The 26053-nt window shown below is 71.7% G+C and carries 22 protein-coding genes and 2 tRNA genes; 16 read left to right on the plus strand and 8 right to left on the minus strand.

The window, feature by feature from the left end; translation table 11 throughout:
- Nucleotides 1–85: 85 nt before the first annotated feature.
- The 3 genes from EDD29_RS43320 to EDD29_RS43330 all read right to left on the minus strand — a co-directional run bounded on the left by EDD29_RS43320 (nt 86) and on the right by EDD29_RS43330 (nt 1406).
- Nucleotides 86–160: transfer RNA gene (locus EDD29_RS43320), tRNA-Lys, on the minus strand.
- Between the two features lie 61 nt (nt 161–221).
- Nucleotides 222–947, minus strand: a complete 726-nt coding sequence (locus EDD29_RS43325; RefSeq protein ID WP_123669924.1) for a Clp protease N-terminal domain-containing protein — start codon at nt 945–947, stop codon at nt 222–224.
- An 87-nt stretch (nt 948–1034) separates the two neighbouring features.
- Nucleotides 1035–1406: an ArsR/SmtB family transcription factor gene (locus EDD29_RS43330; protein ID WP_123669925.1), complete on the minus strand. Its 372-nt coding sequence runs from the start codon at nt 1404–1406 to the stop codon at nt 1035–1037.
- Nucleotides 1407–1508: 102 nt separating this feature from the next.
- Here EDD29_RS43330 and EDD29_RS43335 point away from each other — a divergent pair, with 102 nt between their 5' ends.
- Both EDD29_RS43335 and EDD29_RS43340 read left to right on the plus strand, forming a co-directional pair.
- On the plus strand, nt 1509–2741 hold the full coding sequence (locus EDD29_RS43335) for an MFS transporter (protein WP_123669926.1): 1233 nt from the start codon (nt 1509–1511) through the stop codon (nt 2739–2741).
- A gap of 175 nt (nt 2742–2916) precedes the next feature.
- Nucleotides 2917–4230, plus strand: coding sequence for a dipeptidase (locus tag EDD29_RS43340; RefSeq protein ID WP_123669927.1), 1314 nt, complete (start codon nt 2917–2919; stop codon nt 4228–4230).
- A gap of 28 nt (nt 4231–4258) precedes the next feature.
- Here the strand turns inward: EDD29_RS43340 and dapD are convergent, their stop codons facing one another.
- Both dapD and EDD29_RS43350 read right to left on the minus strand, forming a co-directional pair.
- Nucleotides 4259–5221, minus strand: a complete 963-nt coding sequence (gene dapD / locus EDD29_RS43345; RefSeq protein WP_123669928.1) for a 2,3,4,5-tetrahydropyridine-2,6-dicarboxylate N-succinyltransferase — start codon at nt 5219–5221, stop codon at nt 4259–4261.
- A gap of 59 nt (nt 5222–5280) precedes the next feature.
- The gene (locus EDD29_RS43350) at nt 5281–6435 is read right to left on the minus strand and encodes an acyl-CoA dehydrogenase family protein (RefSeq protein WP_123669929.1); all 1155 of its coding nucleotides are present in this window, start codon (nt 6433–6435) and stop codon (nt 5281–5283) included.
- A gap of 113 nt (nt 6436–6548) precedes the next feature.
- Between EDD29_RS43350 and EDD29_RS43355 the strand changes: the two genes are divergently transcribed.
- A complete protein-coding gene (locus EDD29_RS43355) occupies nt 6549–6863 on the plus strand; it encodes a PspC domain-containing protein (protein WP_123669930.1) in 315 nt (104 codons plus the stop codon).
- Here the strand turns inward: EDD29_RS43355 and EDD29_RS43360 are convergent.
- The gene (locus EDD29_RS43360) at nt 6841–8121 is read right to left on the minus strand and encodes an MFS transporter (RefSeq protein WP_123669931.1); all 1281 of its coding nucleotides are present in this window, start codon (nt 8119–8121) and stop codon (nt 6841–6843) included. The genes EDD29_RS43355 and EDD29_RS43360 overlap by 23 nt on opposite strands.
- 96 nt (nt 8122–8217) lie before the next feature.
- The gene (locus EDD29_RS43365; RefSeq protein ID WP_123669932.1) at nt 8218–8559 is read right to left on the minus strand and encodes a metallopeptidase family protein; all 342 of its coding nucleotides are present in this window, start codon (nt 8557–8559) and stop codon (nt 8218–8220) included.
- On the opposite strand from EDD29_RS43365, the gene EDD29_RS43370 reads away from it, so the two are divergent.
- The 6 genes from EDD29_RS43370 to EDD29_RS43395 all read left to right on the plus strand — a co-directional run bounded on the left by EDD29_RS43370 (nt 8480) and on the right by EDD29_RS43395 (nt 14214).
- Nucleotides 8480–10018 (plus strand): metallophosphoesterase family protein, encoded by a 1539-nt coding sequence (locus EDD29_RS43370; protein ID WP_123669933.1) that lies wholly within the window; start codon nt 8480–8482, stop codon nt 10016–10018. The two genes, EDD29_RS43365 and EDD29_RS43370, sit on opposite strands and share 80 nt — an antisense overlap.
- 49 nt (nt 10019–10067) lie before the next feature.
- Nucleotides 10068–10140, plus strand: a tRNA-Glu gene (locus EDD29_RS43375).
- Nucleotides 10141–10299: 159 nt separating this feature from the next.
- The gene (locus tag EDD29_RS43380) at nt 10300–10890 is read left to right on the plus strand and encodes an RNA polymerase sigma factor (protein WP_211360178.1); all 591 of its coding nucleotides are present in this window, start codon (nt 10300–10302) and stop codon (nt 10888–10890) included.
- Complete coding sequence (locus EDD29_RS43385) at nt 10887–11933, plus strand: CU044_5270 family protein (protein WP_281281009.1); 1047 nt, start codon at nt 10887–10889, stop codon at nt 11931–11933. The genes EDD29_RS43380 and EDD29_RS43385 overlap by 4 nt, the downstream gene beginning before the upstream one ends.
- Before the next feature lie 232 nt (nt 11934–12165).
- On the plus strand, nt 12166–12585 hold the full coding sequence (locus EDD29_RS46105; protein ID WP_170201809.1) for an HNH endonuclease signature motif containing protein: 420 nt from the start codon (nt 12166–12168) through the stop codon (nt 12583–12585).
- 657 nt (nt 12586–13242) lie between these two features.
- Nucleotides 13243–14214, plus strand: a complete 972-nt coding sequence (locus EDD29_RS43395) for a histidine kinase (protein WP_246053325.1) — start codon at nt 13243–13245, stop codon at nt 14212–14214.
- Here the strand turns inward: EDD29_RS43395 and EDD29_RS45130 are convergent.
- Nucleotides 14174–14407 carry a hypothetical protein gene (locus tag EDD29_RS45130; protein ID WP_148086296.1) on the minus strand — a complete coding sequence of 78 codons (234 nt, stop codon included), beginning with the start codon at nt 14405–14407 and terminating at the stop codon, nt 14174–14176. The two genes, EDD29_RS43395 and EDD29_RS45130, sit on opposite strands and share 41 nt — an antisense overlap.
- Before the next feature lie 156 nt (nt 14408–14563).
- Between EDD29_RS45130 and EDD29_RS43400 the strand changes: the two genes are divergently transcribed.
- The 7 genes from EDD29_RS43400 (at nt 14564) to EDD29_RS43430 (ending at nt 26014) form a co-directional block, all read left to right on the plus strand.
- Nucleotides 14564–15364, plus strand: coding sequence for an SAM-dependent methyltransferase (locus tag EDD29_RS43400; RefSeq protein WP_246053326.1), 801 nt, complete (start codon nt 14564–14566; stop codon nt 15362–15364).
- A 108-nt stretch (nt 15365–15472) separates the two neighbouring features.
- Nucleotides 15473–16243, plus strand: a complete 771-nt coding sequence (locus EDD29_RS43405) for a cyclase family protein (RefSeq protein ID WP_123669938.1) — start codon at nt 15473–15475, stop codon at nt 16241–16243.
- Between the two features lie 3 nt (nt 16244–16246).
- The gene (locus EDD29_RS43410; protein ID WP_123669939.1) at nt 16247–17905 is read left to right on the plus strand and encodes a thiamine pyrophosphate-binding protein; all 1659 of its coding nucleotides are present in this window, start codon (nt 16247–16249) and stop codon (nt 17903–17905) included.
- 39 nt (nt 17906–17944) lie between these two features.
- Nucleotides 17945–18520, plus strand: coding sequence for a hypothetical protein (locus EDD29_RS43415; RefSeq protein WP_123669940.1), 576 nt, complete (start codon nt 17945–17947; stop codon nt 18518–18520).
- Nucleotides 18521–18632: 112 nt separating this feature from the next.
- Entirely contained in the window at nt 18633–19208 is a 576-nt protein-coding gene (locus tag EDD29_RS43420; RefSeq protein WP_123669941.1) for a hypothetical protein, read from the plus strand.
- A gap of 90 nt (nt 19209–19298) precedes the next feature.
- Nucleotides 19299–21266 (plus strand): flotillin family protein, encoded by a 1968-nt coding sequence (locus EDD29_RS43425; protein WP_123669942.1) that lies wholly within the window; start codon nt 19299–19301, stop codon nt 21264–21266.
- A complete protein-coding gene (locus EDD29_RS43430; protein WP_123669943.1) occupies nt 21263–26014 on the plus strand; it encodes a DNA repair ATPase in 4752 nt (1583 codons plus the stop codon). The genes EDD29_RS43425 and EDD29_RS43430 overlap by 4 nt, the downstream gene beginning before the upstream one ends.
- Nucleotides 26015–26053: the final 39 nt, after the last annotated feature.

The following is a 26053-nucleotide window of genomic DNA, read 5'->3' on the forward strand; positions in this document are numbered from 1 at the left end:
CGCGAACACGTCCGACGCTCGGCCCTCAGTAGAGGGACGGATGACGAACGCCCCGCGGACGATGTCGTCCGCGGGGCGTTTGCGCTGGTGGGTCGTGTGGGACTCGAACCCACAACCTACGGATTAAAAGTCCGGAGCTCTGCCATTGAGCTAACGACCCGTCGAGCATCATACCGATCTCGCCTCGGTCGGTGGCAGTGGATTGTTCCGGAGGGGTGGGGTCAGGACTTGAGGGCCTCGATGAAGGCGGTGATGCGGGCCTCGGTGGCGTCCTTGGTGACGCCCGCGGAGTGGAGGGGGCCGGTGCCGTCCTCGACCTCGAGGAGGGCCAGGAGGACGTGCTCGGTGCCGATGTAGTTGTGGCCGAGGCGGAGGGCCTCGCGGAAGGTGAGCTCCAGGACCTTCTTGGACTGGGCGTCGTAGGGGATGAGTTCGGGCACCTCCGGGACGGCCGGGGGAAGGGTGGCGGTGAGGGCGGCGCGCACGGAGTCGGGCGTGACGCCCTGCTCGACGATCGCCTTGGCCGCGAGGGCCTGCGGTTCGGCGAGGAGCCCGAGGGCCAGGTGCGCGGGCAGCATCTCGGCGTTGCCCGCCCGGTGCGCCTCGTGCATGGCGGCCATCAGGGTGTTCTTGGCGCGCGGGGTGAACCGCTCGAAGCCCTGGCTGAGGTCCAGCGGCTCGTCATCGGGCTTGGTCACGAACCGCTTCTGCGCCGCCTGCTTGCTGACGCCCATGCTCCGCCCGATCTCCGTCCAGGACGCGCCGGAGCGGCGGGCCTGGTCGACGAAGTGGCCGATGAGGTGATCGGCGATCTCGCCGAGGTGCTCCCCGGCGATGACGGCGCTGCGGAGCTGGCCCAGCGCGCCGGCGTCGACCTTCTTGATCGCGTCGATCAGGTCGTCGAGGCGGACGGGGTACTCGATCTGCACGGGTTCGTTCTCGCTCATGCGTCAACCATAGGTTGACGGACGCACGTCGTCAACCTGTGGTTGACGCCCGCTCGAAGGGCGTCCCGTGGGCCTCCTGGGGCGCGCTCAGGGGCCGTCCGGCGTCCAGTCCGCGACCAGGCCGAGCAGGCCGGGGAAGCGGGCGTCGAGGTCCCCGACGCGCACGTGGCTGCGGCGTTCCAGTCCGTACTGGCGCTGCCGGATGAGGCCGGCCTCGCGCAGGGCCTTGAAGTGGTGGGTGAGCGAGGACTTGGGCCGGTCCAGGCCGAGCCAGCCGCAGGGGTGGTCGAACTCCTCCCGCTCCAGCAGGAGCTTGCGGACGATCCGCAGGCGCAGCGGGTCGCTGAGCGCGCCCAGCACCGCCTCCAGGCGCAGGTCGGCGACCGTGGGCTCCGGCAGCGGCGCGGGCAGGCCGGGGGGTTCCGGCAGTTCTCTGGCGGCGGTCGCGGCGGACGGCATGGACGGCTCCTGTCGTGAAATCGCTGTACGAGTCCAATCGTACAGCGTGTTATGTTCGACTCCGTTCGTACTAGTTCGAGTTATCTCGTACAAGGAGCGCCCATGCCTGAGACTTCGACCTTGCCAGGAGCGCCCGCACGGTCCGTGCCGACCCGGTGGGTCTGGCTGGCGGCCTGGCCGGTCACCGCGGTCTTCGTGCTGTCCAACGCCGCGACCCCGCTCTACGTGCTGTGGCAGCGCGACCTCGGCTTCTCCAAGGGCATGCTGACCGTGATCTTCGCCGCCTACATCGTCGGCCTGCTCGGCTCGCTGCTCGTCTCCGGCGTGCTGTCCGACCGGATCGGCCGGGCCCGGGTACTGCTGCCCGCGCTCGGCCTCGCCCTCGCCGCCTGCGCCGCCTTCGCCACGGCGCCCGGCGTGGCCGCGCTGATCGTGGCCCGGCTCTTCACCGGCATCGCCGTGGGCGCGGTCGTCTCGGCCGGAATGGCGGCCGTCACCGACGTGGCGGGCCCGGACCGCAAGCGCCTCGCCGCGCTCCTGGCGTCCTGCTCGATGGTCTTCGGCGCGGGGTTGGGACCGCTCCTGGCGGGGGTGCTGTCGGAGACCCTGCCCGGCCCGACCGTCACGGTCTTCGTTGTGGAAGCCGTCCTCCTGGCCACCGCCATGGTGGTCGTCCTGCGCATGCCCTTGCCTCGGCCCGCCTCGACGGGAGGCGAGTCGACGTGGGTGCGTTTCCCGCGCGTCCCGAGTGACAGCAGAAGGCACCTCGTCCTGGGCATCGCGGTCTTCGCGCCGGGCATCACCGCGACGTCGTTCGTGCTGTCCCTCGGCCCCTCCCTGCTCTCCGGGCTGCTCGGCAGCACCAGCCGGGTGGTCGCCGGGGCGATGGCGTTCGCGATGTTCCTGTCCGCCACCGCGGTCCAGTTCGCCGTGCAGAGGATGAGCCGCCTCGACGTGCTCCTGGCGGGGGCCGGAAGCACCGTAGGCGCCCTGGCCTTCCTGATCGCCGCGGTGCACACCGCGTCGGTCCCGCTGCTCGTCGCCGCGGCGCTGCTCGCCGGGGCGGGCCAGGGCATGGGCCAGTTGGGCGGGCTGTCCCTGCTCAACTCCGGCGTCCCGCCACGGCGCCTGGCCGAGGCCAACGCCGCGCTCAACGTGGGCGGCTATGTGCCGGCCGGAATCCTGCCCGTCGCCGCGGGGTACCTCAGCGACGCGAGCGGCCTGGCCGTCGGCGCCACCGCCTTCGGCGCCGTGCTGATGGCCCTGGCGGTGGTCGGCGGAGGGCTGGTCCTGAGCGCCCGAGGCCGGACGGGGGAGGCCGCCGTCCCGAGGTGACCGGGCAAGGTGACCGGCAAGGGGTTCGACCTGGAGAAAGCCCCCCGGCCTCGCCTGATCAAGGGCCCGGACGTATGGGAAGCGTCAGGGCAAGGGCCGGGGGCGATCATGCCGGGATTGCGCGGAAGATGCCCGGGGTAGGGCCGGACTGACGGACTCGCGGGGGGAGTACGGCATGGTGCGAGCACGGGTCGCGGAGCTGATGGGCAGGGCTAGACGCGATCTGGAGGAGTTGGTCGCGTTCCGGTCTGTGGCCGACGTCCGGCAGTTCCCCGAGGAGGAGTGCCTGGAGGCCGCTCGTTGGACGGCCGACGCGTTCACCGAGGCGGGCGTGCCGTGCAAGCTCCGTGAGACGCCCGACGGGAGCCACGCCGTCGTAGGGCACCGGCCGGGGCCCGAAGGGGCGCCGACCGTCCTTCTGTACGCCCACTACGACGTGCAACCGCCCGGCGAAGGGTGGACGACGGACCCGTGGCGGCTGACGGAGCGCGACGGCCGCTGGTACGGGCGGGGGGCGGCGGACTGCAAGGGCAACCTCGTCATGCACCTCACCGCCTTGCGCGCCGTGGAACCGGCCGTGGGGGTCAAGGTCGTCATCGAGGGAAGCGAAGAGCAGGGCACGGGCGGTCTAGAGAGGCTGCTCGCCTACGACCCGGAACTGTTCGAGGCGGACGCCATCGTCATCGCGGACACGGGCAACGCCGCGGTGGGCATCCCCACCTTCACGACGAGCCTTCGCGGCCGCGCCGGCCTCGTCGTCACGGTGACGACGATGGAGAGCGCCCTGCACTCGGGGACCGTCGGAGGGGCCGCGCCGGACGCGCTCGCCGCGCTCATCCACACGCTGGGGACGCTCCGGGACGCCGCGGGCAACACCACGATCCGCGGATTGAAGGCCGACCAGCGCTGGCAGGGCGCGCCCTACCCGCTGGAGCGGTTCCGGCAGGACGCGGGCATCCTCGACGGCGTCGGGGTCGCGGGCACCGGGACGGTCTCGGACATGCTGTGGGCCAGACCCGCGCTCACCGTGCTCGGCATCGACTGCCCGCCCGTCGTCGGGTCGACCGCGTCGGTGCAGGCCACCGCGCGCGCCCGCCTGAACCTGCGGGTCCCGCCGGGCATCGACCCCGCCGCGGCCTGCGACGCACTGGTCGCGCACCTCCACGCGGCGGCGCCCTGGCACGCCAGGGTCGAGATCGAGACCGAAGGGGTCGGCAGCCCCTTCCTCGCCCGTACCGGAGGCCGTGCCTACACGACGATGACGGCGGCGCTGTGCGAGGCCTATGGCAAGAAGGTCGCCACGATGGGGGACGGAGCGTCCATCCCTCTGTGCCCCGCCTTGCATCGGACGTTCCCCAAGGCGGAGATCATGCTGATAGGCGTGGAGGAGCCTGCGGCCCGCATCCACGCGCCCGACGAGAGCGTCGACCCGTCGGAGATCGCGAACCTGGCCGTCGCCGAGGCGCTCTTCCTGCGCGACTACACCTGAAGAGCGCCCCGGTGAACCGTCCTACGGCCTAGTTCGCATGCAGCGCCTCGTTGAGGCCGCCCCACGTGCCCTTGCGGGGGACGACCTCGACGGCGCCGGACTGCGAGTTGCGGCGGAACAGGACCCCGTTCGCGCCGGACAGCTCCAGGGCCTTGACGACCTTGCCGTCCGGCAGCGTCACCCGGGTGCCCGCCGTGACGTACAGGCCCGCCTCGACGACCGAGTCGTCGCCGAGCGAGATGCCGACGCCGGAGTTGGCGCCGAGCAGGCAGCGCTCGCCGAGCGAGATGATCTGCTTGCCGCCGCCCGAGAGGGTGCCCATGATCGACGCGCCGCCGCCGACGTCGCTGCCGTCGCCGACGAGGACCCCGGCGCTGATCCGGCCCTCGACCATGGACGCGCCGAGCGTCCCCGCGTTGAAGTTGACGAAGCCCTCGTGCATCACGGTCGTGCCGGAAGCCAGGTGGGCGCCTAGGCGGACCCTGTCGGCGTCGGCGATACGGACGCCGGAGGGGGCGACGTAGTCCGTCATCCGGGGGAACTTGTCGATCCCGTACACGGACAGGTGCCCGCCTTCGGCGCGCACGGCGAGCCGGGCGGCTTCGAGCCGCTCGGGCAGCACCGGCCCGGCGGACGTCCAGGCGACGTTCGCCAGGAGGCCGAAGACGCCGTCCAGGCTGAGGCCGTGCGGCCGGACCAGGCGGGCGCTCAGCAGGTGCAGGCGCAGGTACACGTCATGGGCGTCGACGGGGGCGTCGGCCAGCGACGCGATGACGGTGCGGACCGCGACGACCTTCACCCCGCGCCGCGCGTCGGTACGGACCGCCGCGGCGAGGTCGCCCGCTTCGGCGCCCTCCAGGACGACGGTCCCGGCCGGACCCGAGGGCTCGGCGAGGGAGGGGGCGGGGAACCAGGTGTCGAGCACGGTCCCGTCTTCGGCGATGGTGGCAAGACCGACGGCTGCGGCGCCGGAGGAAGTTACAGAGCTCACGGGCCCAGGGTAGTGAACTCCGGAGGCGGCGAAGGCCCCGGTCCGGCTTGCCCCGGCCGTCAGCCGCGGTAGGCGGAGATCCCGGTGATCGCCTCGCCGAGCACCAGAGTGTGGATCTCCTGGGTGCCCTCGTAGGTGAGCACGGACTCCAGGTTGTTGGCGTGGCGCAGGACGGGGTACTCCAGGGTGACGCCGTTCGCGCCCAGGATCGTCCTGGCCTGCCGGGCGACGTCCAGGGCGGCGCGGACGTTGGCGAGCTTGCCGAACGAGACCTGCTGCGAGGTGACCTTCCCCGCGTCCTTGAGCCGGCCGATGTGGAGCGCGGTGAGCCCGGCCTGCCCCAGGGCCACCTCCATCCACGCGAGCTTCTCCTGGGTCAGCTGGAAGCCCGCGATGGGCCGGCCGAACTGCTCGCGGGACTTGGCGTAGTCCACGGCGGCCTCGTAGCAGGCCCGTCCGGCGCCTACCGCGCCGAAGACGATCCCGAACCGCGCCTCCGACAGGCAGCCGAGCGGCGCCTTGAGCCCCTTGGCGTCCGGGAGCAGCGCGTCGGCGGGCAGGCGGACGTCGGCGAAAGCGAGCTCGGAGGTGACGGACGCGCGCAGCGAGAGCTTCCGCTTGATGTCCGACGTGGTGAACCCCGGGGTGCCCGCGGGCACGAGGAACCCGTTGACGCCCTCCTCGGTGCGCGCCCAGACGACGGCCACGTCGGCTACGGAGCCGTTCGTGATCCACATCTTGGCGCCGTTCAGGATCCAGTCGGAGCCGTCGCGCCGGGCGCGGGTGCGCATCGAGCCGGGGTCGGAGCCGTGGTCGGGCTCGGTCAGGCCGAAGCAGCCGATCAGCTCGCCCGCGGCCATGCCGGGCAGCCATCTCTGCTTCTGCTCCTCCGAGCCGTACTTGTGGATCGCCGCCATCGCCAGGGAGCCCTGCACGGACACGAACGAGCGCAGCCCGCTGTCGGCGGCCTCCAGCTCCCTGCACGCGATCCCGTAGGCGACGGCGCCGGACCCCGCGCAGCCGTAACCCTGAAGGTGCATCCCGAAGAGACCGAGCCCGCCCATGGCCCTGGCGAGCTCGCGTACGGGGAGGTTCCCGCTTTCGAACCACTCGGCGATGTACGGGTCGACGGCTTCGTTCCGGAAGGCGCGGACCGTATCGCGCACGAGCCTTTCGTCCTGGGTGAGCTGGTCGTCTACCCGCAGTACGTCCATGGCGCTTCCTCCCGGAGTGTGACGCCCGCGAGCTTACTCAGGGCGCCTTCTCAGGGTGGGGTCAGGGACCGCCCCGGATGTGGGCAGGGGCGGCCGGAGGGCACTCTTAAGTCATGACCGCCATTTACCGCAAGACCGACAACAAGATGCTCGCCGGTGTCTGCGCCGCGATCGCCGAGCGGACCAACCTCGACCTGAACGTCACCCGCCTCGCGATCGCCGGCGTCTCCGTCGTCGGCGCGACCGTGGGCTTCGGCTTCGCCGTCCCCGTCCTCTACGTCCTCGCCTGGATCCTCGTCCCCGCGCAGGGCGAGGACACCTCCATCGCCCAGCGCTGGTTCAACAAGCCCAAGGTGCAGGACGCGATGAACAAGGCCTCCGAGGCGATCAAGCAGAACGACCCGCTCAGCAAGAAGAAGGAGCAGTGACCTTCGCCGCGGGGGCGGCCGGGCCGAGCACCACGCCCAGGACGTCCCCGCGCACCCTCGTCCACACGAGGGCCAGGATCGCGGCCGTGGACAGCCCCGCCATGCCGGCGAGCGCGACCACGGTCTGCGGTCCGATCACCTGCGCGAGCGCCCCGCCGACGAGGATGCCGAGCCCCTGCCCGGCGAGGATCCCCGACTGGGCGAGCCCGAACGCCCGCCCCCGGCCCTCCGGGGGCACCGCCGAGACGAACGCGGTGTTGGCCGCCACCTGGTAGGCGCTGCCGACCCCGGACAGGGCCCACAGCAGGACCGTCACGGGGAAGGCCGGATCCAGCGCGCAGACGACGAGCGGCGCGCAGGCCAGTATCGACATCCACCCCATCGCCTTGATCCGCCCCGTGGGCCGGACGAACCGCGAGAAGAAGAAGCTGCCCGCGACCATGCCCGTGGGCATCGCCGCCATCAGGACGCCCACGTAGAGCGGGTCCGCCCCGAACGTCGCTCCGTAGGGCGCGGCGAGCCCTTCGGGGACCGTGTAGAACGAGCACAGCCAGGCGAAGCTGACGAGGCTGCGCAGGGTGCGGTCGCCGAAGACCATGCGGGCGCCCTCTCGGGTGCCGCCCCACAGGCGCAGCCGCGACAGGGTGCGCGCGGGCGCCGGACGGTGCCGCAGGCCGATCAGGACCGCCGCCGACACCAGGAACGTCAGCGCGTTGACGACCAGGGCCTCCCGCGTCCCCACGAACGCCACGAGGGCGCCGCCCGCGACGAACCCGAGCATCTGGCACGCCTGGTGGGTGATGTTGGTGATCGCCGCCCCGAGGACGTACTTGTCGCCCTCCAGGATGTCCGGGAGGAGCGCCGCCCGGGCCGCGGAGAAGGGCGAGGCCATGAGGATCGTCAGGAAGACGAGCGCGCACAGCCCCGCGAAAGGCATCCCGTCCACCGCCATCAGGCCCATGAGCGCCATCCGGACGAGATCGCTGACGACCATCACCCTGCGCCGGGGGAAGTGGTCGGCGAGGCCCGACAGCACGGGCCCGCCCATGATGGGCGGCAGGTAAGTCAGCGCGTAGGTGAGCGCCGTAAGAAGTGGGCTCTGGGTACGGTCGTAGACGAGGACAGCCAAGGCCACCTGAGCCAGCTGGTCGCCTAGCGAACTGAGGGTCTGTGCTGCCCAAAGACGTCGGAACTCCGGTTCGGCGAAGATCTCGCGGTAGGTGATCCGCGGCTCCGTCGGCCGTCTGTGCCTGCCCATGCTCTGCCCGCCACATGTCGATTTCTCGACATCAAATCACGTAGCGTCGTCAGCATGTGACCGAATGTGCTGAAATTCCCAGGGCTTTCGCGGGGTTCACCAACCGAGCGCGTGCAGCCGCTCGTCGTCGATGCCGAAGTGGTGGGCGATCTCGTGCACCACGGTGACGGCGATCTCCTCGCGGAGCTGGTCGTGATCGTCACAGATCGCCAGGTGCTCCTGACGGTAGATCTCGATCCGGTCGGGCAGGACTCCTGCGTACCAGTCGCCCCGTTCCGTCAGGGGGATGCCGGTGTACAGGCCGAGCAGGCCCGGCTCCGGCGCCTCGTCCACCACGACCACGAAGACGTTCTTCATCATGGACGTCAATCGCGGAGGAATAGTGTCCAAGGCCTCCGAAACCAACTCCTCGAACTCCGCCTCCGTCGCCTCCACCATCCGTCGGCTCCTTTCCGCGGTCGTCTCCAGTGTCTTCAACCGACGCACCGCGCGTTGGAGTTCCCTTATAGCCGTCGCCGTCGCGGGAACCCTCGCCGGGCTGCTGCTCGGCGGGCGCGTCGAGACCCCCGTCGGACCCGCCGACGCCTCCCTGAGCCTCGCGTTCTCGCCGTCCGGAGGCACCGAGGTGGAGGTGCCGCCCCTGGGCGCCCTCCGCCTCGACTCCCACGCGGGGCCTCTCCTATTGAAGGCGCAGATCACCCGGTTGAGGCCCGCCGCCACCCAGTCGTTCATCAACGACCCGGCCGCGATCGACACCCTGGAGAAGACCGTCACGGACGAGATCCGCCGGGGCGTCATCTGGATGGCTGTGCGCGCTGTCTTGGCCGCCCTCGTCCTGACCGCCCTTCTGGCGCTCGCCTTGTACCGGGACTGGCGACGTGCCTTGGCGGCCTCTCTCGGATCCCTCCTGCTGATGACGGCCTTCGGTGGTGTCGCCTGGGGCACCTTCCGACCGTCGTCCGTCGCCGAGCCCCGGTACACGGGCCTCCTGGCGAACGCCCCGCAGCTCGTCGGCGACGCCCAGGCCGTCATCGACAGGTTCGACGAGTACCGGGGCATGCTCGCCAAACTCGTGGCGAACGTGTCCGAGCTGTACGCGACGACGAGCACGCTGCCCGTCTACACGCCGGACCCTGACACCGTGCGCGTCCTGCACGTGTCCGACATCCATCTCAATCCGCTCGCCTGGGACGTCATCCGCAACATCAGCGAGCAGTTCCAGGTCGACGTGATCATCGACTCCGGTGACCTCACCGACCACGGCTCCCGGCCGGAGGACCGTTTCGTCGCCAACATCAACACGCTGAAAGTCCCTTATGTCTATGTCCGGGGCAATCACGACTCCAAGGGCACCGAGGCCGCGGTCTCGAAGATCAAGAACGCCGTGGTCCTCGACGACCGCGCCCAGGAGGTCGCCGGCCTGACGATCTACGGCGCGGGCGACCCCCGCTTCACCCCCGACAAGACCAACGAGGACGACGCCCTTCCGTCCTCCGCCTTGGAGGCGCAGGGCCTGCTCAACGCCGAGACCCTCCGCGGCTTCGGCACCCCGCCCGCGATCTCCGTCGTCCACGACCCCGTCCAGGCCCGCGCCCTCGACGGCCTCACCCCGCTCGTCCTCGCCGGCCACACCCACCAGCGGGCCACCGAGATCCTCCCCGGCGGCACCCGCCTGTTCGTCCAGGGCAGCACCGGCGCCGCGGGACTGCGCGGCCTCGAACACGAGGACCCCACCAAGATCAACCTCAGCATCCTCTACCTGAACCGCACCACCCGGGCACTCCAGGCCTGGGACGACTTCACCCTCGGCGGCCTGGGCGAGCAATCCGTCCAGGTGGAACGCCACCTGGCCACCGCTCCCGCCGCCCCTCAGCCGACCACCACTCCCAGCCGTTAATCCGATTACGCCTATCCAGCCCCCGTCCCGTACACTGCTTCCCAGACCAGCCCTCATCGTCTAGTGGCCTAGGACGCCGCCCTTTCAAGGCGGTAGCACGGGTTCGAATCCCGTTGGGGGTACCCAACCACCACAACCCCGGACATTCGTCCGGGGTTTTTGTGTTTGTCCGGGGTCGGGTCGCAGGGCGCGGAGGTGTCCGCGGGCGGGTGCGGGGGCGCGTGATCCGATCGTTGCGCGGTCGGCGGGAACCCGGGCGGCGGTGCGGACACGGGGCGGGTGTGAGCGAACTGACGGACGCGGGACTGTGGGAAGAGGCGCGGGGTGGGCGGGCGGAGGCCTTCGGGGTGCTGTTCGACCGGCACCACCGGGCCGTCTACAACTACTGCTTCCGGCGGACCGCCGACTGGGCGGTCGCGGAGGACCTGACGTCGGTGGTGTTCCTGGAGACGTGGCGGCGCCGCGCGTCGGTCCGGCTGGAGCGGGACTCGCTGCTTCCGTGGCTGTACGGGGTCGCCACCAATGTGGTGCGGAACCACCGGCGGTCGCTGCGGCGGCACCGGGAGGCGCTCGGCCGGCTCCCGCACATGCCCGTCGAGGACGAGAGCGCGGACGTCGCCGGGCGGATCGACGACCAGCGGAGGATGCGCGCGGTCCTCGACGGGATCGCCGCGCTGCCGCGGAGATACCAGGACGTCCTCGTGCTGTGCGTCTGGGAGGAACTGTCCTATGCGGAGGCGGCCGCGGCGCTCGGCGTCCCCGTCGGGACCGTCCGGTCGCGCCTCAGCAGGGCGAGGGAAAGACTTCGGGAACCGGTGCCGCGCCCCGGACACAGAACGGGCGAGACCACTCTCAGGGAGGAACTGTCATGACGATTCCGGACCGACGGGACCTGTCTGGGCCATCGACCCGGAGGCGGCACCTGATGAACGAGATCACCACACCACGTCGCTCCCCGAGGCGGCGGCTGATCCTCGGTGGCGGCCTCGCGACCGTCCTCGCGGGCGCCGCCGCCGTCGCCATCGCGGTGGCGGGCACCGGCGTCCAGGAGGCCCCGGCGCCCTCCTTCGGCGCGCCCGGCGCGCCCGACCTTCGGCTGGTCAGCGCCGAGCAGGTGCTGACCGAGGCGTCGGAGGCGGCGGCCGCAGAACCCGACCCGAAGCCCGGACCCGGCCAGTACCTCTACTTCTCGTCCAAGAGCCACCAGGCCGAGACCGTCGTGGGCACCGAGCTCCCGGCCCAGCCCGCGTTCGACACCGTCCGTGAGGTCTGGCTGTCGGCGAGCGGTGCGCAGCCCGGCTACCTCGACCAGCGCACGACGGACGGACGCTCCCCGATCCGGGAGTGGCTGTGCGACCGGCCGCAAGGCGAGGCGACGAAAGGCGAGGTGAAGAAAGGCGCCGGGGGATCCGACCTGTCCGAGCCGCCCACCGGCTGCGCGAACAACGGCGCCGCCTATCTGACGACCGTGCCCACCGACCCGGCCGCCGCCAAGGCGTGGCTGTACGAGCGCTCCCGCGGTGGCAACCCGGCGGACGTGCAGGCGTTCCACACCCTGGGCGACACCGTCCGCGAGCGCCGCATCCCCGGCGCGTCGCTCGCCGCGCTGTTCAAGGCCGCCGCCGGCATCCCCGGCGTCGACCTCTCCGAGGGCGTGACGGACCTGGAGGGCCGCACCGGCATCGCCGTGGGCCAGACCTACAACACGGTCCGCCAGGAACTCGTCTTCGACGCCGAGACCTTCGAGCTCCTCGGCGAACGCACCCTCTACGACCTCCACAGCGACTTCCACCCGACCGGAGACAAGTCCTCCGCCCCCGCCGTCCTTCCCCCCGGCGTCAAAGACGGTGACCTCCTCTACAGCAACGTCTACCTCGATTCCGCCATCGTCGACTCCCCCGGCACCCGCCCCTGACCCACCCCGAAAGCCCCGGATCCCAAGATCTGGGGCTTTTACAGTCCTTTCGGCAAGCGATCCCTATGTCCCTGATCTCCCCTTCCCAAGCCTTCGGGCTACTGTCGGGCGATGGCCTTGGCAGAGGTGGACCGCGCCGCGGTCCTGGCGGTACTCGCGGAGTTCGACGCACTCGGGCGACGGTACGGACGTGCCGGATGGGCCAGAATCCCGGTGGTGGCCGCTCGCGGGGGTGGCTCTTCGGAAGGAGTACGGCAGGCTCGTCGGGCTGACGGAGAAGAGGGAGGAGCCGGGGCGCCGGCGTGAGCGGCGGACGTACGGCCACGTCCGCTCCAGGGCCGCGCGCCGGGCGGTGCTGGAGCGCAGTCGGGGGAGATGCGAGTTCTGCGAGCGCGACGCGCCGGGGGTGACGGATCGCGGCCATCCGATCCTGGAGGTGGACCACGTGCGGGAGATCGCCAAGGACGGGCGGGACCACCCCGAGCAGATGATCGCGCTGTGTCCGAATTGTCATGCCGTCAAGACGCGCGGGGCGGGTCGGCGGGCCATGGTCGAGGGCCTGCTCGAGAAGGTGGGCGGGCTGCACCGCGAGGCGCTGGACGAACCGGACGAGAGCGCGCCCGGCGAGCGCACTGAGGCATCCGAAGACTGACCCCGCCGCCCGGTGAGAGGCCGCAAGGGAGCGCTCTGGGCGAGGCCCTGATGAGGCCGAAGCGGCCCGGGCCGCCACCCCGGACCGGCGGTGGCGGAATCCGCGGCCGGGTGGTCTCGGGGCCGCCGTCCGGTGGGGCGGCCGTCGGGGTCGGACGGCAGGGGGCGGGCAGCGGGTTTGTGGGCCGGGTGGGGGGTTCGGGGTAGGGGGCTTTGGTCCTTTGGGGTGGGGAATTCGGGCATTTCGGGGGGTGGGCGGCAGGGAATTGGTGGGGTGGTGGGGGAGGGGCTAGATTTGGGGGTTTGAGGGGTTGGTGGCGAGAGGAGAAGAGGGGCGATGTTGGGGGACGGGGAGTTGTTCTTTTCGGTGACGGATGGGAAGGGGGTCATTAGGGAGGGGAACTCGGTGTTCGCGCGGGTGTCCGGGTATGGGCTGGGGGAGATGGTGGGGGAGCCGCACAGTCTGGTGCGGCATCGGGGGATGCCCGGTGGGGTGTTTCGGATTGTGTGGGAGAGGTTGGGGCGGGGAAGGGCGGTTGGGGTTTATGTTCGTAATTCCACGAAGCAGGGCGGGGAGTATTGGGTATTTGCCACTATCTGTCCGGTAGGTGAGAAATATCTGTCGGTCAGGGTGGTGCCGCGGACGCGGTTGCGGGAGGTGGCGGAGCGGGTCTACGCGCAGGCGTCGCGGGCGGAGGAGGTCGTGCGGCGCGGAGGGGGGAGCCGGAGGGACGCCGCGGAGGCGGGGGCCAAGGTGATCGAGGAAGAGCTGCTGGGGTACGGGTACGCGTCCTATGAGGCGTTCATGGTGGAGGCCGCGGCCGCGGAGGTGGCGGCGCGCGGGGCGGGGTCGGTGCGGGCGCACGCGCGGCCCGACGCGCGCGGGGCGATCGGCGAGGTGCTGGGCGGGACCGAGGAGCTCCAGGGGGTGCTGGGGGAGCTGGTCGGGCGCCTGGCGGTGTACCAGAGGGTGTGCGGGGAGCTGACCGGGGCGTCGGAGGAGGTGCTGGAGGTGGCGCGCCGGCTGGAGCGGGCCGTCGCCGCGGCGCAGGAGGCCTCGGAGGTGGCCGTCGACGTGCCGGTCCTGGCGAACGTGGCACGGGTGATGGCGAAGCCGATCGGCGAGGCGGTGCTGGCGCTGGAGCGGCTGGGACCCGAGCTGTCGCGGCTGCGCGGCGACGTGGCCCGGCTGCGGTTCTGGATCGCGCTGGCCCGGGTGCACGCGGAGATGTCCGCGGCGTTCGCGGCCGAGGTGCACGACGGCCTGTCGCCCGGCGCGTCGCTGGGCTCGGTGCCGCTGCTGTGCGACGCGGCGGCGGCCGGGGCGCTGGAGATGGCCGGGCATGTGCGCCGGGTCAACGAAGGGCTGCACGGGGTCGCGCAGCTCGCGGCGGCGGCCGAGGGGATGATGGAGGACTTCCGGCGCTGGCTCGGCCAGTGGCGCAACCTCGTGCTGCGGCACCGCGCGGCGCCGGCGATCGGCGCGCAGCTCGCGGTGATCGACGGGGAGCTCGCGGCGAGCTGGGACTGGATGCGGACGCTGCGCTGGGAGGGCTACGAGGCCGCCGTGGTGCCCTTCGACGCGTCCCTCATGACCGCTCCCCTGGAGCGGATCGCCCGGGTTCTGTGACGGGCTCCCCGGGTTCGGGGGCCCAGAGCGCCGCCCGGGGCGCCACCGACTCCATCGCCGGATCCGACCAGAACGCGATCAGCTCGTCCGGCGGCGCGTCGGGATCGGCCGCACGGGCGCGGCCGGTCAGCAGCTGCCATGCCCCGGTGAGCAGGAGCAGCAGTTGCCCGTCGTCGGTGTAACCCGTCTGCACGGGTAAAAGACTGCCACTTATCTCGCCGTGCCGAGGTGAATACGGAACGTTCCCGACCGGGAGTGTCCGGTCACCGACCTTCACCGCATGCCCGTCAAGAATGTCGGGAAAATTGAAAAGAGTGAGTTTTGTCGGTTGGGTGTTTATGATCACCCCGTGACGGAAGAAACCGCGCCGCGTGGGGTGGACCCCACAGTTCCCTCCTCGGCCCGCATCTACGACGCGCTGCTGGGAGGCAAGGACAATTACGAGTCCGACCGGGAAGTGGTCGGGATGCTGACGGAAATGTATCCGTTCGCGCAGGCCACCGCCGTGGAGAACCGCGCCTGGCTGGGCCGCGCCGTGCGCTACCTCGCGGGCGAGGCCGGGATCAGGCAGTTCCTCGACATCGGCGCCGGGCTGCCGACGCAGGAGAACGTCCACCAGGTCGCCCAGGCCGTCGACCCCGCCTGCCGGGTCGTCTACGTGGACAACGACCCGATCGTGCTCTCCCACGGCAGGGCGCTGCTCTCCGGGACGGACAACGTCACGGTCTTCGCGGGCGACCTCGCCGACGTCGAGGCGATCCTCGCCGAGGCCAGGGGGTTCCTCGACTTCGGCAAGCCCGTGGCCGTCCTGCTCAGCGCGATCCTGCACTTCTTCGACGACGAGGCGGACCCGTTCCGGATCGTCGGGATCCTGCGCGACGCCCTTCCGCCCGGCAGCTACCTCGCCCTGACCCACGGCACCAACGCCGAGGACCGCCCGGACTCCAAGGAGTTCACCGACGCCTACGCCCGGCGGTCCAGCAGCGGCCTGTTCCTGCGCGACAGCGCCGAGGTGGCCCGTTTCCTCGACGGGTTCGAGCCGGTCGAGCCCGGCGTCGTCTACGCCGTCCGGTGGCGGCCGGACCCCGGCGCCGCGCCCCGGCCCGTCGAGCAGGCCCCGGTCTGGGCGGCGGTCGGCCGGCTCTCATGATCACCGCGGCGCCCCGGCCCGCGACGCGCCGGGCGTTCGCACTGGTGAGAAGCCCGCGCAAGTGATTCGATATGTCCCGCTCATAGTGTTTCGCCAAGGAGTGGGTCAATGGGTGTCGTCGCAGGTCTGCTGGGTGCGCTGGACGGTTCGGTCAAGGTCGTGGACCTCACGTCGCCGCTGCACGAGGGGACGCCGATCCTCCAGCTCCCCGAGCCCTTCGCCAACACCGTCCAGTTCAGCCGGACCGAGATCAGCCGGTACGACGACCGGGGCCCGGCCTGGTACTGGAACGACTTCGCGTGCGGCGAGCACACCGGCACCCACTTCGACGCCCCGGTCCACTGGATCACCGGCAGGGACGGCGAGGACGTCTCGCAGGTCCCGGCCCGCCGCCTGTTCGGCCAGGCCTGCGTCATCGACGTCACCGCGAAGGTCGAGGAGTACCCCGGCTACCTGCTGACGGTCGAGGACATCCACGAGTGGGAGGCCGAGCACGGCGTCCTGCCGGACAACACGTGGCTGCTGCTGCGCACCGGCTGGTCGGTCTACGGGGAGGACGCGCACAAGTTCCTCAACCCGACCGAGCACGGCCCGATCACCCCCGGCGTGTCCGTCGAGTGCGCGGAGTTCCTCGCGAACGATCCGCGGATCATCGGCCTCGGCGTCGAGACCGTCGGGACCGACGCGGGCGCCGCGCACTCGTTCGACCCGGCCTTCCCGTGCCACCAGTACCTGCTGGGCGCGAACAAGTACGGCCTCACCCAGCTGCGCAACCTCGCCGAGCTGCCGCCGCGCGGCGCGCTGCTCATCGCGGCGCCGCTGCCGATCGTCGGCGGTTCCGGCTCGCCCGCGCGGGTGCTGGCGCTGGTGGACGCCTGAGCCATGAAGGTGCATGAGCGGGTCGCGGAGAAGCTCGCCGAGCTGGGGGTCGCCCACGCGTTCGGGGTGATCGGCAGCGGCAACTACGCGGTGACCCGCGGGCTGGTCGAGCGGGGCGTGCGGTACACCGCGGCCCGGCACGAGGGCGGCGCGGCCGCGATGGCCGACGCGTTCGCTCGGCTGTCGGGCACCGTCCCGGTGCTCACGGTGCACCAGGGCTGCGGGCTGACGAACGCCGTCACCGGGATCGGGGAGGCCGCCAAGAGCGGGACGCCGATGCTGGTGCTCGCGGCGGAGCCCGCGGCCGCGGCGGTGCACTCGAACTTCCGGATCGCCCAGGACCGGCTGGTGGAGTCGGTCGGCGCGGTGTCGATGCGGATCACCGCGGGCAGCGCGGTGCGCGACATCGTGCTCGCCCACCGGACGGCGCTGGCCCGGGGCGTCCCGGTGCTGGTGAACCTGCCGCTGGACGTCCAGGCCGCGGAGAGCACGGAGCCGGACACGCCGCCGCACGTGCCGCAGGACGCGCCCGAGGCGTCGGCCGCGGACGTCGCGCGGCTCGCCGGGCTGCTCGCGCGGGCACGCAGGCCGGTGCTCATCGCCGGCCGGGGCGGCCGCGGCGCCGGCCCGGAGCTGCGGAGGCTCGCCGAGGCGTCGGGCGCGCTCCTGGCGACGTCGGCGGTCGCGCGCGGCCTGTTCCAGGGCGACCCGTTCGACCTCGACGTGTCGGGCGGCTTCAGCACGCCGCTGGCCGCCGAGCTGATCGGCGGGGCGGACCTGCTCGTCTCGTTCGGCTGCGCGCTCAACATGTGGACGATGCGGCACGGCGAACTCGTCGGGCCGGACACCACGGTCGTCCAGGTGGACCTCGATCCGCTGGCGCCCGGCCGGCACCGGCCGGTCGACCTCGGGGTGGTCGGCGACGCGGCGCTCACCGCGCGGGCCGTCACCGCGGCCCTGGCGGCCGACGGGGCCAAGGAGAGCTACCGGACAGAAGAGGTGCGCGCGCGGATCGAGGGCGAAGGCCGCTGGCGGAAGGTGCCGTACGAGGACCTCGGCACGGCCCCGGGAACCGGGTCCGCGACACCCGGGCGGATCGACCCCCGCACCCTCACCATCGCGCTGGACCGGATGCTCGACCGCGACCGGGTCCTCGCCGTCGACTCGGGCAACTTCCTGGGCTACCCGACCATGTTCCTGGACGTTCCCGACGAGTTCGGGCTCTGTTTCAGCCAGGCGTTCCAGTCCGTCGGGCTCGGGCTGCCGTCGGCGATCGGCGCGGCGCTGGCCCAGCCCGGACGGCTCCCGGTGTGCGGGACGGGCGACGGCGGCCTGCTCATGGCCGCCGCCGAGCTGGAGACCGTGGTCCGGCTCGGCCTGCCGATGGTCGTCATCGTCTACAACGACGCGGCTTACGGCGCGGAGATCCACCATTTCGGCAGGACCGAGGCCGACGCCGGGTTCGTGACGTTCCCGGACGCCGACCTCTCGGCCGTCGCGCGCGGGTACGGCTTCGCCGCGGTGACCGTGCGCGGCCCGGAGGACCTCTCCGGTGTGGCCGACTGGCTCGCCGGGCCGCGCGACCGCCCCCTGCTCATCGACGCCAAGGTCGCCGACGGCGAGCCGTCGTGGTGGCTCGCGGAGGCCTTCAAGGGCCACTGACCCGCGTCGCGCTCCCCACGAAAGGCCGTCTCCCCGCCCATGCCCTGCTCCTCTTGCGGCGCCCCTTACGGGCACGCGCCCGGTTGCCCTTACGCGCTCGCGCCCGTCCCGCCGCCTCCGCCGCGGCGCTCTCCGGCGGTCGTCGTCGCCGCGGTCATCGGCGGGGCCGTGGCCCTGATCGCGGTGCTCTCGGCGCTGCTCGTGGCCTTCGCGCCCGCCGTCCTGCTGCGGGACCAGGGCCCGCTTCCGCCGAGGCGGACCGCGATCACCGCGGACGAGCTGGTCGGCACCTGGACGGGCGGCTACACGTGCTCGGGGAAGGCGCGGGCGCTGAAGCTGACCGTGCAGCCCGCAGGACAGGCGCTGGAGGCGGAGTTCGTCTTCTACCGGGGGAGCGATCCGGTGGGGGATCCCCACGGCAGCTACGCCATGAGCGGGGACCTGGCCGACGGCGTCGTGACGTTCAAGGGAACGAGGTGGATTTCGCGGCCTGCCGGCTATGCCATGGTCGACCTGAGCGGTACTCCGCGCCGGGAGCCCGACGGCGCCCTCACCTTCACCGGGACGCCCACCCGCTGCGAGAACTTCATGCTGACGAAACGCCCGGGATCGTGACATGGCGGGCCTTCAACCGGCATACGCGTCATACGGCACATGTCGGAAGAGAAAGCCAAGGAAACTTCGTCCCGGATTGAACCGCCTTGATCGCGAGTGCGTCTGACCGGGCATGAAGGAGTTCGCCGAGATCGCACTGGGAATGCCCACCGTGGTGTTCACGGTGTTGCTCGGCATCGTCGTCCTGTACTGGGTACTGGCCATCGCGGGGCTCGACGCGCTCGCCGATGACACCGACCTGCTCGGCGCGCTCGGGCTGCGCGGCATTCCGACCTCGGTGATCATCTCGCTGTTCGTCGCGGTCGCCTGGTTCCTGTGCCTCGCCGGGACGTCCTGGCTCGGGCCGAACCCGCTCGTCGTCGTCGGCGCCCTCGCCGGCGGCTGGCTCGCGGCGCGGCTCCTCCTCAACCCGCTGCGCTACGTGCTGCCGGAATCCCCGGTGCCGTCGCGGCACGACTTCGTCGGCCGCCTGTGCGTGGTGCGGACCGGCACGGTGACCGAGCGCTTCGGCCAGGCCGAGGTGCGCGCGGAGGACGGGTCGACGGCCCTGGTCCAGGTGCGGCGGGTGGGCAGTGAGCCGCTCGGGGCGGGCGACGCCGCACTCATCTTCGACTACGACGCGGCGGGCGAGTACTTCTGGGTCATGCCCTACGACGCCGCGCTCGACCCGCACCGCAAAGACGTGTAGGCGGCGCTCCGCCGCAGCGAAGGTTTCACCGCGCGCGGGCCGGACTCCCGGCCGGTCCGCGCCGGACCCCCTTGAGCGAAGGGCAGTCATATGGACACAGTGACGACCGGCATCGCCGTCCTGGCGGGTGTCGTCCTCCTGATCGTCGTCGGCATGATCTTCATCATCAGCAGGCTCTTCCGGAAGGTGGAGCAGGGCAGGGCGCTGATCGTCTCGAAGGTCAAGAAGGTCGACGTGACCTTCACCGGGGCCGTGGTGCTCCCGGTCCTGCACAAGGCCGAGTTCATGGATATCTCGGTCAAGACCATTGAGATCGCCCGGACCGGACGGGAAGGGCTGATCTGCCGCGACAACATCCGCGCCGACATTCGGATCACCTTCTTCGTTCGGGTGAACAAGACCGTCGAGGACGTCGTGAAGGTCGCCCAGGCGATCGGCACCACGCGGGCCTCGTCGCAGGAGACCCTCCAGGAGCTGTTCAACGCCAAGTTCTCCGAGGCGCTGAAGACCGTCGGCAAGCAGCTCGACTTCGTCGACCTCTACACGATGCGCAACGAGTTCCGCGACCAGATCATCGAGGTCATCGGCACCGACCTCAACGGCTACAGCCTTGAGGACGCGGCGATCGACTACCTGGAGCAGACCCCGGTCGGCCAGCTCGACCGCAACAACATCCTCGACGCGCAGGGCATCCGCAAGATCACCGAACTGACCGCGATCGAGCACATCCGCACCAACGAGTTCCAGCGCAACGAGGAGAAGGAGATCACCCGCCAGGACGTGGACGCCCGTGAGGCGGTCCTGGAGCTGGAGCGGCGCAAGGAGGACGCGGAGATCCGGCAGCGGCGCGAGATCGAGACCGTCCGGGCCCGCGAGGAGGCCGAGACCGCGCGGGTGCGGGCCGAGGAGCGGCTGCGCTCGGAGACGGCGGCCATCAAGACCGAGGAGTCCCTGGGCGTCCAGCAGGAGAACCGGCTCCGCGAGGTCGCGGTCGCCGAGCTGAACAAGAAGCGCGTCGTGGCGGTCGAGTCCGAGCGGATCGAGAAGGACCGGCTGCTGGAGGTCGTCGCGCGGGACCGGGCGACGGAGCTGGCGACCATCGCCAAGGACCGCGAGGTCGAGGTGGAGAAGCGGGACATCGCCGAGGTCGTGCGCGAGCGCGTCGCGGTCGAGAAGACCGTGGTCGAGCAGGAGGAGAACATCAAGCGCGTCCGGGTGATCGAGGAGGCCGAGCGGATGCGCCAGGCCACGATCATCGCCGCGGAGGCCGAGGCGCAGGAGAACCTGGTCAAGGACATCAAGGCCGCCGAGGCCGCCGAGACCGCCGCCGGGTTCAGGGCGCGCGAGGCGATCATCCTCGCCGAGTCCAAGCAGCAGGCCGCCGAGCTCGAGGCGCGGGCGATGATCCGCCTGGCCGAGGGCAAGCAGGCCGACGCCGCCGCCGAGGGCCTCGCCGACGCGGTGGTCCGCGAGCGCGGCGCCGAGGCGATCGAGCGCGAGGGCCGCGCGGAGGCCCAGGTGCGCAGGGAGAAGGCGCTGGCCGAGGCCGAAGGCGCGGAGAAGCTGGGTCTCGCGCAGGCGCAGGTCGCGCGGGAGAAGGCGCTGGCCGAGGCCGCGGGCGCCGAGCAGCTCGGCAGGGCGCAGGCGATCGCCGATCGCGAGATCGCGCTGGCCGGGGCCGACGCGCTGCGCGAGAAGCTGAAGGGCGAGGCCGAGGGCCTCACCGAGAAGGCCGCGGCGATGGCCGCGCTCACCGAGGCGAGCCGGGGCCACGAGGAGTTCCGCCTCACCCTGGAGGCCGAGAAGGAACTGCGCCTGGCCGGGATCGAGATGCAGCGCGAGGTCGCCAAGGCGCAGGCCGAGGTGCTCGCCAAGGGCCTGGAGTCGGCGGACATCGACATCGTCGGCGGCGACAGCGTCTTCCTCGACAAGCTCGTCGGCTCGATCTCGCTGGGCAAGAGCGCCGACGCGTTCGTGGAGAACGCGCCGCTCACCGGCGAGCTCGTCACCGGGCTCGTCGGCGAGGTCCTGGAGCGGGTGAACGGGAAGGGCAAGTGACGGAACTCGACGCCGGGACCTATGAGGTCCTCAGGTCCCGGCTGACGGCCCAGGCCGCCGTCCTGAAGGAGCGGGCGGCGGCGCTGAACGGGCAGCGCACCGCGGTCTTCGGGGGCGCGGAGCTGCGGCTGGTGGGGACCGAGCGGATCCGGACCGAGAACCACTGCGTGCCGCGCGACATCGTCGCGGTGGGCGGGGTGATGCTGTTCGGCTACAACGTGTACGTGGGGATGCGGCCGGAGACCGCGGTCGCCGACGTGTTCTCCGCGCACGCCTACCGCCGGGACGGCGACACGTTCGCCTTCGCCCCGGTGGACCTGCCGCTGCTCGCCGAGCCGGGGTTCGTCAAGGACTTCGGTGATCTGTACCGGTACTACCGCGATGCCCGGCTCATGCAGCTGCGCCTGCTGGACGGCAAGCTCCTCGCGGTGTTCCGGACCGGCACCGACCAGCGGGTGCTGCGCTGGTCGGCCGACGGGGCGTACCTGGACAACCGGGGCGAGCGCGACAACGTCTACCCGCCCGCGTTCGACTTCGCCTGGACCCGGGCGACCCGGGCCGACCACGTCGAGGGCCGCCACCCGCACATCTCCGTCCAGGGCGAGGTGTTCGTCGAGACCGTCGGCGGCGACCTCACCATCAAGATCGAGAACAACACCGAGACCGGCGAGGGCGTCTACAGCGAGCCCGTGGACGAGCCGTTGCAGTCCCTCGCCGACGCGGACATCTCCTACGCCAGGGTCGGCGCGCTGATCCTTCTGCGCATCCGGCCCTACAACGAGGAGGTCGTCCGGCACCTCGTCTTCAACACGCGGACCAAGACCGTCGTCAGGCTGGACGGCATGGGCCAGGCGTGCAGGAGGCTCCCGGAGGACCACGGGATCATCTTCCCGGGGGGCTTCTACCTGGAGACCGACGTGGTGAAGACGTTCGACACGGCCACCGAGGGGCTGGAGTTCGAACGGCTCATCAAGGCGGGCAACGGGGAGGACGTCATGTACGTCTTCCACAACCGCGCCGAAGGCCGCACCCTCCTGCTGCCCTACAACGTCATCCGCAAGGAGGTCGCGGCCCCGATCGTCGGCCACGGCTATTCGCTGTTCGACGACGGGACCCTGATCGTCTTCCGGGCGGACTCCGACGAGCCTGCCAGGTCGCACCCGATGCAGATCTGGGAGACGCCCTTCAAGCCGGACGAGGCGGCTCCGGTCGGGTCGGGCCCGCTGGAGCGGATCGGCAACGCCGACCTCGTCAGGGGGATCTCCGACTGCCTGTCGGTGGCCCGCATGGCCGCGGAGATGACGCCGACGACGCAGGTGTTCGAGGCGCTGATCGCGGCCTGCGCCAGCGCCGCGGACCACCACCACTGGCTGGCCGAGCACGGCCTCGCCGAGCCGCTCGGCGAGGTCAGGACCACCGCGGCGCAGGTGCTCGAGGAGTTCGAGTCGGTTCGGGAGCTGACGGCCAGGGCCGCCGATGCGGTCGAGGAGGCCGCCGCCGAGATCGCCGCGCTCGTCCGCAGGGTCAGGGGCGAGACCCCCGCGAGCGCCGACGACTGGGTAAGCCGCCTCGCCGCGCTCCGCGCCAGGCAAGGCCACCTGGTGACCCTGCGCGAGCTGCGCCACGTGGACCGGGAGCGCCTCGACGCGCTCGCCGCGGGCCTCACCGACGATCTCGCCTCGGCCGCACAGCGGGCGGTGGAGTTCCTGGGCCGGCCCGAGGCGTTCGACGGCTACCGCGCCGAGGTGCGGGAGCTCGCGGACCGGGCGGGCGCGCTCGGGACGGTGGCGGAGGCCGTGCCGGTCGCCGAAAGGCTCACCGCGCAGGCGACGGCCCTGGAGGGCGTCACCGAGATCGTCGGATCGCTGGAGTTCGCGGACGCGACGGTCCGGACGGGGGTCCTGGCCGGGATCGGCGAGGTGCTCGGCGGGGTCAACCGGGCCCGCGCGATCCTCGAGGGCCGCCGCAGGGACCTGCTCGAGGTCGAGGGCAGGGCCGCGTTCGCCGCGGAGTTCACGCTGCTCGGCCAGGCGGTCACCGCGGCGCTGGCGGCCGCGGCCGACCCGCGGTCGTGCGACGAGCATCTCGGCAGGCTGCTGCTCCAGATCGAGGCGCTCGAATCGCGTTTCGCGGAGTTCGATGACTTCCTCGGCGAGCTCTCGGCGAAACGCGAGGACGTCTACGAGGCGTTCTCCTCGCGTAAACAGGCCCTGCTCGACGAGCGGACACGACGCTCCGACCGGCTTGTCGCCTCGGCCGACCGGGTGCTGGGCGGGGTCGGCAGGCGGGTCGCGGGCCTGGGGTCGCTGGAGGAGGTCAACACCTTTTTCGCGACCGACACCATGGTCGCGAAACTCCACGCGACGGCCGCCGAACTGCGCACTTTGGGCGACCCCGTCCGGGCCGACGAGCTGGACGGCCGGGTCAAGGCGGCCCGGCAAGAGGCGGGCCGCGCCCTGCGCGACAGGCTCGACCTGTTCGACGGCGACACGATCAAGCTCGGCGAGCACCGCTTCACCGTCGACGACCAGCCGACCGAGCTCACCCTCGTCCCGCACGAGGGCGGCCTCGCCTTCACCGTGACGGGCACGGACTACCGGGCGCCCGTCGCCGATCCCGGCTTCGAGGACACCCGCCCGTACTGGACGCAGTCCATGGTGTCGGAGACCGGGGACGTGTACCGGGCCGAATATCTCGCCGGGTCCCTCCTGGACCAGGTCAAGGCCGGAGACGCGCTCGCCGACAAGGTCCGTGAGGCCGCGGCCGAACGGTACGACGAAGGCTACGAGCGCGGGGTGCACGACCACGACGCCGCGCTCATCCTGGAGCGCCTGGTGGAGCTGCGGGACGGCGCGGGCCTGCTCAGGTTCACTCCGCCCGCCCGCGCCGCCGCCCAGTTGTTCTGGGCGCACCGCGCCGCGGAAGGCGACCGGGAGGGCTGGCGGGTCAGGGCCGCCTCGCTGAGCCGGGCGCGCGCCGTGTTCGGCGCCGCTCCGGCGCTGGCGGAGCTGGCCGCCGAACTCGCCGAGCGGATCGGCGGCGACCACGCCCACGAGGCGGGGGAGTACCTCGTCGCGGAGCTCGCCGAAGGGTCGTTCGTCACCGGCAAGGCCGCGCGGGAGCTGCTCGACGGCTTCCACCGGACGCTAGGGGGCCGCCGCGACGCCTACGACCGCGATCTCGCGGCTCTCCCCGGCCTGCGGGAGCGGGAGCAGCTCGTCGAGGCGTGGCTGCACGCGTACGTCGAAGGCAAGGACGTCCCTGCGGACGATCTGCCCGAGGCCGTCGCCCTGGAGCTCTGCCCCGACCTGCCGAGGCGCGACGCCGCGACGGGCGTCTCCGGAGCCGTCGAAGGGCTCCTCGGCGCTCACCCGCGCATCACGGGCGGCCGCCTTGACCTGCGTCTGGACGAGTTCCTAGCGCGCACACGACGGTTCGCCGAAGAGCGGGTGCCGGGATTCCGCGCCTACCAGCGCCGCCGCAACGAGCTCGTGGAACACGAGCGGGAGCGGCTGCGGCTGTCGGAGTTCCAGCCCAAGGTCATGTCGGCGTTCGTCCGCAACCGCCTGCTGGACGAGGTCTACCTGCCGCTCATCGGCGCCAACCTCGCCAAGCAGCTCGGCGCCGCGGGCGCGGCCCGGCGCACCGACCAGATGGGCATGCTGCTGCTCATCTCCCCGCCCGGCTACGGCAAGACGACCCTGATGGAGTACGTCGCCTCCCGCCTCGGGATGGTGTTCGTCAAGGTCAACGGGCCCGCGCTCGGCCACGAGGTCACCTCGCTCGACCCGGCGGACGCCCCCGACGCCACCGCCAGGCAGGAGGTGGAGAAGATCAACTTCGCGCTGGAGATGGGCAACAACGTCCTGCTGTACCTGGACGACATCCAGCACACCTCACCCGAGCTGCTGCAGAAGTTCATCTCCCTGTGCGACGCCCAGCGCCGCATCGAGGGCGTCTGGAACGGCCGTACCAGGACCTACGACCTGCGCGGCAAGCGCTTCGCCGTCTGCATGGCGGGCAACCCGTACACCGAGTCGGGGCAGCGCTTCAAGATCCCCGACATGCTCGCCAACCGGGCCGACGTGTGGAACCTCGGCGACGTGCTCGCCGGCCGCGACGAGGTCTTCGCGCTCTCCTACGTGGAGAACGCCCTCACCTCCAACCCGGTGCTCGCGCCGCTGTCGTCCCGCGACCGGACCGACGTCGAGCTGCTCGTCCGGATGGCCTCCGGCGACGCGGAGGTCCGCGCCGACCGGCTCGCCCACCCCTACGGGCGGGTCGAGCTGGAGCAGGTGCTCGCGGTCCTGCGCAAGATGCTCCGGGTCCAGCGGGTGGTGCTCGCCAACAACCGGGCCTACATCGCCTCGGCGGCGCAGGCCGACGCGAGCCGCACCGAGCCGCGCTTCCAGCTCCAGGGCTCCTACCGGAACATGAACAAGCTGGCCGAGCGGATCGTCCCGGTGCTGAACGACGCCGAGCTCGACGCGCTCATCGACGACCACTACGCGGGCGAGGCGCAGACCCTGACGTCCGGGGCCGAGGCGAACCTGCTGAAGCTCGCCGAACTGCGCGGCACCCTGACGGCCGAGCAGGAGCGGCGCTGGGAAGAGGTCAAGGCCGCTTTCCTGCGGGCCCGCGCGCTGGGCGCGGCCGAGGACGACCCCGTCGCCCGCGCGGTCGGCGCCCTCGGCCTGCTGGCCGACCGGCTCGCCGCGATCCAGGCGGCCCTGGAGGACCGCCCCTGACGGCCCCGGCGTGTCCTCGAGCCCATCCCTGAACCCACT

The organism is Actinocorallia herbida (assembly GCF_003751225.1).
GTDB lineage: Bacteria > Actinomycetota > Actinomycetes > Streptosporangiales > Streptosporangiaceae > Actinocorallia > Actinocorallia herbida.